The following is a 15,820-nucleotide window of genomic DNA, read 5'->3' as shown; positions in this document are numbered from 1 at the left end:
ACTGTACGTAAATTAATTTAATTTCGCACATCTTCGCGATGAAATTTAAGCGTTCAAAGCTAATTAATTGATATTAATAAATAAAAGTTTGTAACAAAATATAACGAATGAGATTAATCACCATTTCATTCATCTTTTATACTTATATAAAGTTGTAATTTGGATGTATTTGCAACAGTTGCTTACAAATGTCATCTTAATGTTTCGTATAGCTCTGGTATTATGGTGTTAATAGAATTTTAGGGATAAATAAGATATGCAATCAAATTCACTTAGATGGGTTTTTCCATTCGTCGCGCTTGCTTTAGGTATCGTTGGTTTTATGGCAATTAACGCTATTGCAAAAGAATCAGAAAAAGAAGTTATTGATGCTCGTCCAACGGTGCAAGTTGAGCCTGTGGCAGCAAATGATCACCAAGTTATCATTAATAGCTACGGCGAAGTAAAACCACTTGAAAATACACAGCTTTCGGCGCAGGTCTCGGGTGAAGTATTAAGTTGGCACCCTAATTTTGTAGCCGGTGGTGTAGTTGCTCGTGGCGAGACGCTGTTTACTATTGAAAAAGATAACTATGAAGCTGCAGTACTTGTTGCAGAGGCAGAGCTTGCCCGCGCGCAAGCCGGTTTAATTGAAGAGCAAGCTCAAGCGCAAGTAGCCGAAGACGAAGCCAAGCGCTTTCCAAGTAAAGCGCGTACCGATTTATTTTTACGTAAACCTCAAGTGCTCAGTGCACAAGCATCTGTTAAGTCGGCGCAAGCTGCATTAAAGCGCGCGCAACGTGATTTGGATAATTGTGATGTAACAGCCCCTTATGATGCATTGGTTATTAGTCGAAATATAGGTGTTGGACAATTTGTCACTATGGGTTCGCAAGTTGCTGAACTCAATAATATTGAGACCGCTGAAGTGATTATTCCTATAGCAGGGTTCGATAGCGTTTTTTTGCCAGAGCGTATTAAAGGTATTACCGCAACGATTATTCAAAAAGGCCTAAACAGCTTCACCCGTGAAGGTGTAATTGACCGCGACCTAGGGATTGTTGATAACGCTACGCGTATGAGCAGTTTAGTAGTGCGTATAGAAGACCCATACGGTCTTAAGAATATACAACCAGCCATTAAGTTTGGTAGCTACGTACAGGTAAATTTTGCAGGTGCAATGCTTAATAATATTTACCGCTTACCGCAAGAATTAGTTAATAACAAAACCGTATGGATCGTTAATGAAGAGCAGCAACTTGAGCCGCGCAAAGTCACAGTTATTCGTGAAGAGGGTGAGTACTTTTACATCAGTGATGGTTTGCAAGCAGATGATAAGTTGGTGATTACTTTGCCAGAATATCCGCAAAAAGGCATGGCTGTAAAAATTGCGGGCCTTCAAGATACTAAAAAAACAGAGGCACTTGAAAATGCTTCCACTGAAAAATTATAAGGTAGGCTGAGTTATGAGTAACACTGAACTACCAAATACAGCGCCTAACGCTGAAAAACAAACCGGTATTATTGCTTACTTCGCTAATAACTCCGTTGCTGCCAACCTAATGATGATTTTTATTGTGGTGATGGGAATTATTAGCTTTCTAAATATCCAACGCCAAATGTTCCCTAATGTAGAAATTAACTACATTAATATTGAAGCTAACTATCCAGGCGCTTCACCACAAGAAATTGAAGAAAGCATACTTATAAAAATTGAAGAGTCGCTAAAAGATGTGACCGAAATTAAAAAAGGTGTGTACAGGGCATTTAGAAATGGCGGTAGAGCAAGTCTTGAAATTAATACCGATGTAGGGCTTACCGATATACTCGATAAAGTTAAATTACGGGTTGATGGTATAGCAACGTTCCCAGCCGGTATGGAACCGGTCACCATAAGTCAAGTTGAGTTTAAACAAGATGTTATAGGTATGACGCTCGTTGCTGACTTACCGCTAACTGAGCTTAAGCCTATAGCAAACCAAATAGAAGATGAGTTACTACAGCTATCTAACGTGTCGTTAGTGGTAAACGATGTTCCTCTTGATGAAATAGCAATTGAAATCGAACCCGATACGCTGCGTCAATATAACCTAACCCTTAGTGATGTAATGAATGCAGTGCGTCGTTACTCAGCTAACTTTTCGGCGGGGCAGCTAAAAACAGACGCAGGTGTTATTTCTGTTCGCGTCGAAAATCAGTTTTACTCTGGTGAAGAATTTAGGCAAATACCGGTAAAAATAGGGGCTAACGGCGCTAAAGTGTTACTGCAAGATATTGCCGTGATTAAAGATCAGTTCACTGAAGGTGAGCGTTACTTTAAATTCAATGGTGAAAATGCAGTTTATATATCGGTGAAAGCGACTGAAGAGCAAAGTATTATCCCAGTTGCTGATTCAGTAAAAGCATTTATAGAATTAAAAAACAAAGAGCTACCACTGGGGGTTCGTTTAGAGCCACTAATGGATTTTACGTATTACCTAAATGCCCGCTTAGACATGATGGTTACAAACCTCATTCAGGGCGCTATTTTGGTTGCAATTATGCTATCAATCTTTTTACGCTTTAAGTTGGCATTATGGGTAATGATTGGTTTACCAGTGTGCTTTTTGGGCGCAATGATGATGATGCCACTGTTTGGTGTAACCATTAATATTTTATCACTTTTTGCTTTTATTATGGTGCTAGGGATTGTGGTGGACGATGCCATTGTCATAGGCGAAAGTGCCTACACCGAAATAGAGAAAAAAGGCGGCGGTGTTGTTAATGTGGTTAATGGCGCAAAACGCGTAGCAACCCCCGCAACTTTTGGTGTACTAACTACCATTGCAGTATTTGCTCCATTTACGTTATCTACAGGTCCAGAAAGTGCCTTCTTTTATGGTATAGCTGTGGTGGTAATGCTGTGTTTGGTATTTAGTTTGATTGAATCAAAGTTGATATTGCCTGCCCATATTGCCCACACTCATTTTTCACCAATAAAAGAGGGGGCTGGCGAGATCGGTTTAATACGCGATTTTTTGGTTTTGTAAATGGCCCATATAAGCGCTTTGTTGTACGTTGTGTTGAATGGCGTTGGTCAGTATTATTTTCATTTATCGCCCTATTGATCGTAACCTTTGCTTTAATCTCATCAAATCAAGTTCGTACTGGGTTTATGCCAAAAATTCCGCATGACTACCCACAAATAAATCTAGAAATGAATGACAATGTATCAGACATACAAACAATAAATGCTATTCGTGAAATAGAGACGATGGTGATTGCGATTGATGAAGATACCGAGCGCAAATATGGTCAAAAACTCATAAGAGATATTTTAGTATTTAACCAAGGGCGCACCGAAGCCCAAGTGCTCGTACCTCTTGTTGATGAAAGTATAAGGCCTTATAACGCGTTTGAATTATCACGCCGTTGGCGCGAAGCCATGCCTGATATTGCCGGTGTTAAATCATTAACCATTTATGATGATGTAAATGGAGGAGGCAGTGACGGCGAATTTGGTTATTTATTATATGGCTCAGATATTGATACATTAAATAATGCTGGTCGTCGCTTTATAGAATTGCTGCAACAGCAAGAAGGTTTGTTTGATATTAGCTCAACAATAGACCCTGCCAGTAAAGAAGTGCAAATGAGCCTAAAACCGGTCGCTTACGACTTAGGTTTAGATTTGGCTTCTATTGCTAATCAAGTTGGGGCAAGCTTTTACGGTGGTGAGGCTCAGCGTGTTATTCGAAACGGCGAAGAGGTGCGTGTAATGGTACGTTACCCTAAACTGACTCGAGAGGCATTTTCGTCACTTAAGCATGCGGTTGTTACTACCCCGCAGGGCCGTGAAGTACTGCTTGGTGATGTAGTTGAACTCACTGAAACACCGGGTATTAGTTATATTCGCCGCGAAGGGGGTTATCGTACAGTGTATGTTTATGGAAACATAGATGAAGAAGTGATTGAGCCAAACGAAGTTGTAGATCAAATTAAAGAAAAATTACTACCACAACTTAAAGAAGAGTACCCAAGTGTTAAGTCAGAACTTGGTGGCGCCATTGAAGAGCAACAAGATCAAGCTAATCAGCAGAAGATGTTTTTCTTCGGCGGCATGATTTTGGTGTATATCTTATTAGCCGTACCCCTTAAGAGTTATGCGCAACCACTTATTGTTATGTCGGTGATTCCATTTAGCTTAACGGGAGCAATATGGGGGCATTACTGGTTTGGTTTGGATATAACTTTAATGTCTGGCTTTGGTATTATTGCAGCAGCAGGGGTGGTTATAAACGACTCACTCGTTATGACCGATTATGTGAATCAGGCCCGTAAAACAGGTGTTAGTATTAAAAATGCTGTAATAGATGCCGGTTGTGCTCGATTCAGACCTATATTACTTACTTCAATTACTACATTTGCAGGTGTATTGCCCATTATGTTTGAAACAAGCTTGCAGGCTAAGTTTGTAATACCTATGGCGGTAGCGCTTGGTTTTGCAGTGATGTTTGCAACATTAATAACGCTTATATTGGTACCATGTTTGTATATTATATTAAGTGATATTGGTAAGGTGTTTACACGCATTTTGGGTGGGATTAGGGCTGTATTTAAACGTCGCCCGCAGAAGGTTTAGCTCAATAAATAACATACGGGCTTAAATGCTGGGTACAAAAAAGCACTGAATAATTAACCATTCAGTGCTTTTTATCATTTGTTGTTACTACATTAAGTATTAAAACAACAATAATTAATCTTTAAATTGCTTATGGCAATCTTTACAGCCTTTAGCCCATGCGCCAAAAGCTTTACCAATTACGGCCTTATCGCCTGATTGAGCCGCTACTGCTAGCTCATCTGCGTATTGTTGGAATGCAGTTGCTTTTTTCATAAAGGTATCGTTTTCAGACCAAACAGCAGCAAGTGCAGCTGTGTCGCCTTTATCGGTTCCTTCGTAAAACGCTTCCCATGGCATTTTTGAAAGTGCAGCTGCGTTGTTAGCACGCTTTTTAAATTGCTCTGCGTCAAAAGGTACTTTGCCTTTTAGCATTGCACCCATATCGCTTATTTGTACTGAGATCATTGAAAATGCAGCTTGGCGATACTCAATTGCGTCACTTGGCTCTTTAAATGCAGAATTTGCCGATACGCTAAATGCACACGTTGCTAGCGCTATTGTTGCTAATACGTTTTTTAATTTCATGTTTGCCCCTGTTGGAAATTTTAATTATTAATTAAGTATATTGTATCTAACATCGTATTTATTCAAGCAAATGCGATGGGTTTAATTAAAATTTAATCGTTTATGTCTATGTCAGCAAATATCATCCCGCGACGCATGCTTCGAGTTGCTAAAAATACCTCGCCAAGTAAAGACATAAAGGCACATATAAGCAATGCCATTGCTGCAACAAAGCAGCAGGCAATTGTAACGCCTAAATTTATAGATTGAATATGTGATAAAAACAACAGCATAACCACAGCACATACAAGCAATGCGCTTAATACACTTAAACTAAAAGCAATATGTATACATCGAGAGCGCTTTAAAAGGGCGCGAAGTTCTGTAGCCAGTGATTTATTGAAATCTTCATCTGTACTTACCTTTAACCTGCGTTCTAATTGGCGTGCCCTATCGGTAATTCGTGCTAAGCGATTAGATAACACACCCAGCGTGGCAGCAATCCCGGTTATGAGGAACACAGGAGCCACTGCGGTTTGGATTACTTTAGCCATAGTTAAGATGTTAATCACTTCATTATTCATATTTGTCTCAAAAAGGTCGATTTGTTTACACTTGTTTACACTTGTTTACAAATTTAAATTGAATTATTGTTACTTCAAATCAATTGCTTAGGCTTGTTTTCTGTCTTTGTGTAGACGCATTGTAATTTGTTTGTAATCAAGGTGTTGCTCAGGGTGGGTGTAAAGTTTTATATTCTAGTTACAAACCAATTACGATTGGTATAAGCACAATAATATAAAACTCGTCCCAGGGGAAATAATGTCTAAAAACATAATAAAAAGAACTGCAATAGCAACTGCAGTATCAAGTGCGTTTATTGCAACATTCGCAAGTGCAACAACTTTACCTACAGTTACTATTGCTCATCACCAAGCAGAGCAAGTTAAAGATACTGTTTCTGCACAGAAAGAACCATCAGCATATATGATCGTACTTCGTGCGACGACCTCTGTTGATGGATTTGTAAATGGTACTTATCAGGCATCAAACAACCGTGAAATTACGGCAAATATTGAGCAGCTTCAAGATACAATGACTTTAGAGCTCAATAGCTTAGATTTTGATGCGAAAGTAATTGGTAAAACTAAAATACTAGCACCAACACTAATTGTTCAAGCATCACCAGAAGCATTAGCTAAAATAGCAAAAGACTCACGTGTAGCTAAAGTATTACCTATGTTTGATAACGAGTTACATGTAGCTGCAACGTCTGACTATATTCATGCTAAACCTTTAATCGATGAGGGTATTGTAAGTGGTAAAGGCCAGCGAGTAGCTGTTTTAGATACAGGTATTGATTATACTCACAAAGCATTTGATGGCGCGGGTACTGTTGAGGCATATGATGCTGCTCAAGCAGATCCAGCTGTAGTTACTTGGCCACAAGGTATTGTAAAAGGCGGTTTCGATTTTATTCGCAATGATGCTGATCCAATTGAAAACGATCCTGTTGTTGTTATTGCTGATGTTGATGAGCCAACAAATCACGGTACATCTTCTTCACACTCAGTTAATGGTATTGCACCGGATGTAGAGCTATATGTTTATTCTGTATGTGGTGGTGGCTGTCCAAGTGCGGCACAAGTTGCAGCATTAGAAGCTGCTATGGATCCTAATGGGGATGGTGACATTTCTGATCGTGTCGATGTAATGAATATGTCACTCGGTGGCGAGTTTGGTGATACATACACAGGTGGTGGTGCGCAGTACCTAATTCAACGCGCCGTTGATTTGGGTGTAAATATGGTTATTTCTGCTGGTAATGACGGCGATAACCCATTTCGTGTTGGTGGCCCAAGTACAACACCGAATGCACTATCTGTAGGCGCGATGACGCACCCAACAGCTCAAGTTAGTATAGCTACTGGTACTGTTGCGGGCGTTGAAGGTAATATCCAAGGTTCAGGGTTTGGTTTGCAGGCTGACTATGCTATTTCAGGCGCTGATATTGAATTAGTTTACCCTGATGCTAACCAAAATGGTTGTGATGAGTTTGCCGCTGATGTTGATTTTACAGGTAAAGCAGTATTAATTGACCGTGGCACGTGTGCATTTACAGTTAAAGTACTTAATGCACAGAAAAAAGGTGCTGAATTTGTACTGATTGCTAATAATACAGATGATGGCACCCCTGCACCTATGGGTGGCAGTAACGCTGCTGTTACGATTAAAAATGTAGGTATTAATTTTGCCGCAGGTGTTGCTTTAAAAGCGCAATTAGCGGCAGGTGATACGGCAACATTTGATATTGATGTTAAAGTTAAAACAACATCGGGAGCCGTAGCAACTTTCTCTTCTCGTGGTCCTTCTATGGATGGTTTATTAAAGCCTGAAATTACTGCACCAGGAACGGCTATATTAGTCGCCGCCGCAGGCACACAAGATGGACTATCACCAGTAGATGGTACGTCTTTCTCTGGCCCTATAACTGCCGGTGCCGTTGCGATGATTCGCGAAGCTCACCCTGAGCGTAATGCATTTGAAATTAAAGCTACGATCATGAATGCAGCTGACCTAAATGTAACCAACGAGCCGCTAGCAACTAACCCTGACTCAAAGCTTGCTCCAATTAGTATGATTGGTTCAGGCTTAGTTGACGTAACTAAAGCAGTTAATTTACCAGTAGCTGCATGGGTTAATAATACACAATTTAATACTAAGCAAGCTGCGCTTTCTTTTGGTCTGGTGTCTATGACTGAAACAGAGTCGTTAACGCAGACTGTAACGGTTAAAAACTTTTCATCAGACGCTAAAACGTATGCACTACGCACTGAAGCGCGTTACCAGAATGATGAAGATACAGCTGCAATTAGTTGGGATTTCCCTGCATCAGTAACAATTCCTGCAGGTCAGTCAATGAATTTTGACGTGGTACTAACTGTTGATCCTACAAAACTGCCAGTATGGGAATTAGAAAACCCGTTTAGTGCTGACGATATTGCAGCAAGAAGCGCAGCACTTACTTCAGTAGAGTTTGATGGTGCATTAGTATTTGATGATGCAAGTACAGATACAGATCATGATTTACACGTTGTGTATCACGTAATGCCAAAAGCAGCGACAGCGCTAAGTGTTTCATCTCAAATTATAGACAACGAGATGGCACTTATCGTTGAAAATAGTGGTCAAACAGAAATTACGCCGTTCGCAGAAACCATTATTGCAATGGGTACTGAAAAAACACGAGAAGAAGCTGAATTTAATATTATTTCGACTACTTTCTCTGCTTTTGCTGATGACTCTTGTGATTCGGGTATCTTTGTAACATCTTCTATCCAATTACGTGACCCATTAACTCATGTATTCCAAGCTGGCTTTAGACTTGAAATAGATACAGATAATGACGGCGTATTTGATCAAATTATGCAAAACTATAACGACCGTGGTCGCCAAACTGCATTCCCAGGTCGTAGCCGTACAGTAATTGGAACAACAGATGGTGCGGGTAACGACTCTTTAGCATGGGTTACTCCGATGTTTCATTCAGCGGGTGAGAACACGGTTACATTCTCTGCGTGTACAAACTTATTTAACGTAGATGCTTCGCTAATTGGCGAGCAAATGAACTTTAAAGCTTCAGTAGGTAGCCCTGCTTATCAAACGGGTGTGTTTTCTGAAACAGACAGCGTTGAAGGTTCAACGTTATTTGGTACTTCTCCTACTGTAGCATTAACGTCATTAGAGACAGGCGAAGTGGTTTCATCACTTAAACCTGGTGAAAAAGCTATTGTTGAAGCCAGCGGTCCATTTGCATTATCGCAAACATCTGGCCTGGGTGTTGTTAAAGCAATGGCAAGTGCTGATTTAGAGCTTCCTGCAATTGAAGCTCCAATGTTAGTTGGTGGTGAATTTACAGTTTCTGAAGATGCAGAAAATGGCACAGTTGTTGGTAAATTAACAATTACGGAGTCTGATTTTGACTTAGACGTTTCGGAGTACTTCGTTCAGTCTAATACCAATATTGGTCTAGGTGTTGATGAGCAAGGTCAAGTAGTTGTTGTAAATACAGAGTTGTTAGTTGGAAATTCATCAGCTGAAATTCAAGTTGTGGCAATTGATGTACGCGGTAATGTTTCTGAACCTGTAATGGTTAACGTTAGCGTTGCTGAAGTGGTAGTACCTCCAGTTGTTGAGACTAAGAAGAAAAGCTCTTCTGGTTCTCTTGCATGGTTAACATTACTAGTAGCGCCGTTTGCATTTATGCGTCGTCGTAAACAAAAGTAATTTTATAACTTAACTGTTATATAAAGGGAGCTTCGGCTCCCTTTTTACATGGCTTCTCAAATTAAATAACGACAAATTCTAATTTTAGATATATTTATACCAATCTGCTTAATTAAATGAGCTACTTTGAGTTAAGAAAATCCTGTCGATAACAAGGCAAAAATTTCGTTATTTAGTCGTTCTATATTAGAAATTTCTAACACCGTTAGCGTCAGGTTTAATCTCTCAAATTGATTAAGTTGGTATTACTTAATAAAAATTAAATACAACAAGGACTTTGACTGATGAAACGTACCCCTTTGCATTTGCTGCACTGTCGATAGCTATCTTAAGTGGTTGTAATCAAGCCCCAGAAGAGACTCAAAAAAATAATACACAAATTAAAACTGTTCAAGTAGCCCAAGCTATTGCACCTATTGCTAAAAAAGTGCCATATGAGATGACTATTCATGGTGACACACGTGTAGATAATTACTATTGGTTACGTGATGACGAACGTAAAGCGTCAGAGGTTATTAACTATTTAGAAGCCGAAAATACATATACAGATGCAATGCTTGCACATACTAAAACGTTGCAAAGTAAATTGTTTGAGGAGCTAAAAGGGCGTATTAAAAAAGACGATGATTCAGTCCCAGTTAAAAACGGTGATTATTTTTACTCAACGCAAAATCGTGGCGACAATGAATACACGACTTACCTACGCAGTAGTGATTTTTCAGGCACTGATCAGCAAGTTATTTTAGATGTAAATGAGCTTGCTAAAGGCCATGATTATTATGCGGTAAGTGGCTTAGATGTAAGCCCGAATGGCAATTTAATGGCTTATGGCGAAGATACTGTTAGCCGTCGTATTTATAGTATAAAAATAAAAGATTTAACAACCGGTAAATTACTCGAAGACACACTTGAAGGCACTAACGGTGGCATTGTGTGGGCAAACGATAATAAAACGGTTTACTACATTAAAAAAGATTTACAAACTCTACTAGGTTATCAAGTTTATCGTCATACATTAGGTACATCACAAGCTGATGATGAGCTAATTTACGAAGAAACTGATACCAGTTATTACATGGGGATGAGTAAAAGCAAAGATAAGTCAGAGATTTATATTTGGCACAGCAGCACGGCTGCATCAGGTGTGTCGGTATTGAGCGCTGATGATGCTAAGGCAATGCCTAAGCGTTTAATTGAGCGTGAAGCTGGGCTGGAATATGAAATTTCGAAGTTAGGAAATACTTACTACATTGTAACTAATTTAAACGCAGTAAATTTTCAGCTAATGAAAGTGGATATTGATAAAGCAGGTAACAAAGCTAATTGGCAAAGTGTGATCCCAGCGCGTGATAATGTCAAACTAGAGGGCATTGATTTATTTGGTAACTACTTAGTATATCAAGAACGTGAAAAGGGTCAGTCAAAACTTATTGCTCGCAATTTAAAAACAGGTAAAGAGTTACCACTGAGCTTTAACGATAGCGCTTATACAATTAGCACTTATGGCAATAATGAGATTGATAGCGATACGTTACGTGTTTACTACACAAGCATGACAACGCCTGATTCATCATACGATGTAAATTTAGCAACAGGCAACAAAACATTACTTAAACAACAAACTGTATTGGGCGACTTTAGTGCTGACAACTATGCCTCAGAGCGCATTTTTGTAACTGCGCGTGACGGTATAAAAGTACCGGTAAGTTTGGTTTATCGTAAAGATGCGTTTAAAAAAGACGGTACAAATCCATTGCTGCAGTACGGTTATGGTTCGTACGGGGCAACGATGGATCCAACGTTCTCCAGCTCACGCTTGAGCTTGTTAGACCGTGGCTTTGTATTTGCTATTGCTCATGTTCGAGGCTCGCAAATGTTAGGTCGTCCTTGGTACGAAGACGGTAAATTACTGACAAAAAAGAACACGTTTAATGACTTTGTGGATGTAACCGAAGAATTAGTGACTCAGAAGTATGGTGCAAAAGGGGAAATATTTGCTCGAGGTGGAAGTGCTGGCGGCTTATTAATGGGCGCTGTAGCAAACCAAGCACCAGAGCTTTATAAAGGCATGGTTGCTGCGGTGCCATTTGTCGATGTAGTAACCACTATGCTAGATGCGAGTATTCCGCTTACCACAAATGAATATGGCGAATGGGGTAATCCGAACGAAAAAGAGTACTACGATTATATGTTATCTTACTCGCCATACGATCAAGTCTCTAAGCAAGCATATCCTAATATGCTAGTAACGACAGGCTTGCACGATTCACAAGTTCAATACTTTGAGCCTGCCAAATGGGTTGCAAAACTTCGTGATTATAAAACGGATAACAATAAATTACTGTTTAAAATAGATATGGAAGCAGGGCACGGTGGTGCATCGGGTCGCTTTAAGCGCTTAGAAGATACCGCATTCTATTATGCGTTTATTCTTGATTTAGCAGGTATTAAAAAGTAACGAACCTGTTGAGCTAAAACAGGTCATTATGTGAATATAAAGTGCTTCTTAAAGAAGCACTTTTTTTGTGGTAGGTTAAAACTAAATATAGTGCCTTTACCAAGTTCACTGTGTACATTAATTTCGCTGTCCATCAGTTTCAATAACCCCCGACATATAGCTAGCCCTAAGCCGCCTTGCTGACGACCCGCTTTATTTGAATTAGTGGCTTGATAGTGAGGATTAAAAATAGCACTCAGTTCATCTTGTTTTATTCCAACGCCAGTATCTGAAACATGCACGAATAGCTGATTGTCGCCACTGCGCTTTACATGCACTGCAATGCTACCACCGCTAGGCGTATGCCTAATAGCGTTGTCAATTAAGTTACTTAATACGCGTTCTAATTTTGCGATATCGGCTACAACAGGGAAATCACAAATTGCAGGTTCTACCGATAAATGAATACCCTTTTTATTTACAGCTAAGCTAAATTTAGCAATGCAGTCATAAATTAACTCGCCTAAATTAAAGGTTTCTTTATTTATGTTTATTTCGCCATTTTCTAAATGGGCAAGTTCAAATATTTGCTCTATGAGTAATTTTAATTGTCCGCAATTATTAAGCGACACTTGTAAGTATTCTTGTTGTTCTTTTTGACTTAATTGCTCACCAGATTGATTTAAAACCTCTAAAAATCCTTGCAGTGATGCAAGTGGTGTACGTAGGTCGTGCGATAAGTGAGTGAGTAACTCTTTGCGTTGTTTATCGCCCTCTTCAAGTGCTTTAAATTGCTCATTAATACGGGTAAGCATTGCTTGAATGCTGCGACCCAAACTATGTACTTCATTGCTTTTTTGTGTTGAATAGTTACTTAATTTTGTATCTGTAAGGCTGTAATTGGCCGCTTCAATATTGCTTACATCACGGGCTAAACGCTGTATTGGATTGGTAAAAAAGCGTAGTAAAATTAGCATTGCAATGAGTAAAAAGGCTAAAGCGGAGCCAAGCCATAAAGCGGCTAGCCATAGCCTGTCATTATTTTTTATAGTATTGAGGGAGGTATCGTAGGCTTCACCGCCAATAATTACATATAGGTAACCTTGTAACTTGTCGTGATTAAATACAGGCGCAACCGAAAATATTTTTTTGGTCTTTATTGCGCGGATTATCACCATAGATAGGTGCTGCTTTAGGATCATTAATGAGCTTTTTTAAAGGCGCTAAATCGATATAGTTACGCTTAACTTTTCCTGGCTTTGCTGAGTAAGTAAGAATTTTTCCGGTTTCGTCTACAAAATAAAATTCAAACGCAGGGCCTAATAGCATTAAAGTATGAAAAAGGTTTTCGAGCGCTTTATAGTCGTAAACACCTTCTTTTATCAATGGGTTATCTTGTACTAAATGCTCAGCTAACGCTAAATGCAAATTTTGCTCACCATGGTGTTTTGAAGTAAGTTCTAATTGTTTGCTCCAGCCATAAACAAGTGCACAAATAAAACAAAATATAACAACTAACGATATGGCTAATTTTTGGTACAAAGATAATTTCATAATAGGAGTCTTAATTTAGTTGGCTAGGGTTTAGTTTATAACCCACACCCCAAACTGTTTCTATAATGGGCACTTTCTGGTGCTCTTCTAGCTTGGCGCGTAAGCGGTTTATGTGCGAATTAACTGTGTGCTCGTAACCACTATGTTGATATCCCCATACTTTATCGAGTAATTGTTGGCGACTAAAAACATGATTAGGGTGGCGTGCAAAATAAACAAGTAAATCAAATTCGGTGGCGGTAAGGTTGAGTGCTTGCTTGCCTAAATAAACTTGGTGCGAACTGAACTCAATGTGGAGTGACCCTACGTTTAGCGTTTGTTCGCTATCAACGGGTGAGTTATCGTTATTCTGACTGGCAAGTAATTGTGCTCTGTGGCGCAGTTGGGTCTTTACTCTGGCTTGTAACTCACGCGCAAAAAAAGGTTTACAAATATAATCATCTGCGCCCATTTCAAGACCAATCACTCTGTCCATATCGCTACTGAGCGCGGTCAGTAAAATCACAGAAGTAGTAGGATAATGTTCTTTTATTTTCCGGCATAAACTCAAACCATCCATTTGCGGTAAGTTTATATCGAGTAAAATGAGTCCGTAGGGGTGCTTAGCTATTTTTTTAAAGCAAGCTCGGCACTCGCAACATGATCAACATGTAAGTTAAGTGAAGTAAGCTGCGTGGTAATTAATTTACCTATTTCTCTGTCGTCTTCTACTACTAATAATTTTTCGTGACGCATGTATAACCTCGTAAAAAGGGGGCATCCGTGCTCCCTTACTTCCCCATTACAAGCTGGTATGTCAACGCGTAAATATCGTTAATATTAATTACTGAGTTCGAGTAATGACAACTTTCGCCAATGGATTATCAAATTTATGTTCAGGGCTTAGCACTGAACTTGATAGCCCGTCTTCATTAGTAACTACACCAGGGTGTCTTGCTACAAAATCAACATCATCGCGGGCTTCATTAAAGCCTTCGCCGCCATCCACAGGACCCGGTAATGTACCAGCTGCTTCTGTATTTGCTTCCGTACCTGCATCATAAGCAACGGTGGTGCGCATAATAGACTCACCAACGGCTAATGTAGATACATCTACAGCACTAAGACCGGTAAACCCATCATTTGTATTCACCATCATAGTGGCAAGCGATAGTTTTAGTACTTCAAGCGTGTCGGTAGTAATCGTGATTGTGGTATTTGCACCAGGTCCAACTGGGCCTTCACTCGATGCATTAGCAATACCATTTTCAAATGTAAGGAGTTGGCTGTTATCCCCGCCTTCAGCCATTGTTTCTAATGCCACTGATGAAGGACTGCCTATTTGCCATAGCGTACCTTCATGGTGTGCAATAACGGCAACTGGTGAAAATGGTTGACCAGCAGTTAAATTACTTACAGTAACGTTAAATTCATAGCTGGTAGCTGTCGGTGCTGGTGTTGGTGCAACTACTTGATCAGGCTCGTTGCTATCATTGTCGCCACATGCTGCAAGAGTAGTTGCAAGCGCTAGTATTAAAGCGCTTTTTTTAAAGTTTTTAAAAGATGACATTATAGCGCTCCTACTTAACCGTAACGGTTAGTTTTGCTACTGGGTTTAACCATCTGTGCACTGTATTGCTTAAGTCACTATTACCAGCGGTTAGATCGTCATCACCTAAGTTACCAGGATGAATATGAATATTAATATTGCTATCGGTGCTTGTTAAACCAGCACCACCGGTACCAGCATTACCACCAGGAGCAGCTGGAATACCAGGCGTACCTGGTGCACCTGAACCTTCTACTACAAGTTCATTATTTTGTTCAGTACCGGCATCGTAAGCATTTAAAAACACAGTATACGTTCCAGCTTCAGTTGGAATTTTCCAGCTATCAAGACCGACAAAACCGTCATTTGTAGGAAGTAGCATTGCGGCAACAGAAAGGTATTCGTTACCATCAGATGTCGTTAGGGTTGCCATTGCAGATACTGTTGGCGCAAGTAGACCTTCAGCCGGGTTTGCAGCCATATCACTACCTGCGGCAGTTGCTTGTGCAACTAGTTCTGCAATATTTCCGCCCTCAGCCATTGTTTGTAATGCGGTAGAGGCTTCCGTTGCTACTTCGAACAGTTTATCTTCACTGTCGTGAGCAGTTATTAATACGGGTGTAAAATGGATGCCTTGAGTTAAGTTGGTGATTTTTAAATCTAACTCTGCGGCCATAGTTGATTGGCTAGCTGCCGCTAAAAGAGTTGCAATTGTTAATGTAGAAGCTTTCATTATTATTTCCTGTAAGTGATGATTCGAGTTAAGTATTGAATAATCGTCTCCAGAAACTCTCACAAACTTATCACTTTTTTATCACAAGATTTTACGCTGTGATTTTTTGCTAATACAGCAGTTGATTTATGGACA

The 15,820-nt window shown here is 39.7% G+C and carries 7 protein-coding genes and 3 pseudogenes; 4 read left to right on the top strand and 6 right to left on the bottom strand.

The genetic code is table 11. The features are described from left to right. Positions 1–256: 256 nt before the first annotated feature. Both P4S65_RS03920 and P4S65_RS03915 read left to right on the top strand, forming a co-directional pair. Positions 257–1,432, top strand: coding sequence for an efflux RND transporter periplasmic adaptor subunit (locus tag P4S65_RS03920; protein WP_337119606.1), 1,176 nt, complete (start codon positions 257–259; stop codon positions 1,430–1,432). 13 nt (positions 1,433–1,445) lie between these two features. After that, positions 1,446–4,600, top strand: a pseudogene (locus P4S65_RS03915) (efflux RND transporter permease subunit). 114 nt (positions 4,601–4,714) lie between these two features. Here P4S65_RS03915 and P4S65_RS03910 read toward each other — a convergent pair. Together P4S65_RS03910 and P4S65_RS03905 are read right to left on the bottom strand one after the other, a co-directional pair. Further along, complete coding sequence (locus tag P4S65_RS03910; protein ID WP_096793980.1) at positions 4,715–5,167, bottom strand: c-type cytochrome; 453 nt, start codon at positions 5,165–5,167, stop codon at positions 4,715–4,717. Positions 5,168–5,259: 92 nt separating this feature from the next. Continuing rightward, positions 5,260–5,730, bottom strand: a complete 471-nt coding sequence (locus P4S65_RS03905) for a DUF2721 domain-containing protein (protein WP_007377300.1) — start codon at positions 5,728–5,730, stop codon at positions 5,260–5,262. Between the two features lie 238 nt (positions 5,731–5,968). Between P4S65_RS03905 and P4S65_RS03900 the strand changes: the two genes are divergently transcribed. Together P4S65_RS03900 and P4S65_RS03895 are read left to right on the top strand one after the other, a co-directional pair. Continuing rightward, a complete protein-coding gene (locus P4S65_RS03900; RefSeq protein ID WP_337119605.1) occupies positions 5,969–9,433 on the top strand; it encodes a S8 family serine peptidase in 3,465 nt (1,154 codons plus the stop codon). A gap of 277 nt (positions 9,434–9,710) precedes the next feature. Beyond that, on the top strand, positions 9,711–11,891 hold the full coding sequence (locus P4S65_RS03895) for a S9 family peptidase (RefSeq protein WP_337119604.1): 2,181 nt from the start codon (positions 9,711–9,713) through the stop codon (positions 11,889–11,891). A gap of 26 nt (positions 11,892–11,917) precedes the next feature. On the opposite strand, the pseudogene P4S65_RS03890 reads toward P4S65_RS03895, so the two are convergent. From P4S65_RS03890 to P4S65_RS03875, 4 genes and pseudogenes are all read right to left on the bottom strand, one after another. Next, positions 11,918–13,424, bottom strand: a pseudogene (locus tag P4S65_RS03890) (sensor histidine kinase). 10 nt (positions 13,425–13,434) lie between these two features. Further along, positions 13,435–14,159: pseudogene (locus tag P4S65_RS03885) on the bottom strand (response regulator transcription factor). An 88-nt stretch (positions 14,160–14,247) separates the two neighbouring features. After that, positions 14,248–14,973 carry a spondin domain-containing protein gene (locus P4S65_RS03880; protein ID WP_007377305.1) on the bottom strand — a complete coding sequence of 242 codons (726 nt, stop codon included), beginning with the start codon at positions 14,971–14,973 and terminating at the stop codon, positions 14,248–14,250. Positions 14,974–14,983: 10 nt separating this feature from the next. Then, positions 14,984–15,685: a spondin domain-containing protein gene (locus P4S65_RS03875; RefSeq protein ID WP_007377306.1), complete on the bottom strand. Its 702-nt coding sequence runs from the start codon at positions 15,683–15,685 to the stop codon at positions 14,984–14,986. Between the last annotated feature and the right edge of the window lie 135 nt (positions 15,686–15,820).

The sequence above is a fragment of the Pseudoalteromonas sp. B131b genome, from assembly GCF_037162545.1.
Taxonomy (GTDB): Bacteria; Pseudomonadota; Gammaproteobacteria; order Enterobacterales; family Alteromonadaceae; genus Pseudoalteromonas; species Pseudoalteromonas fuliginea.
This window is presented reverse-complemented; position numbering and strand designations above follow the sequence as displayed.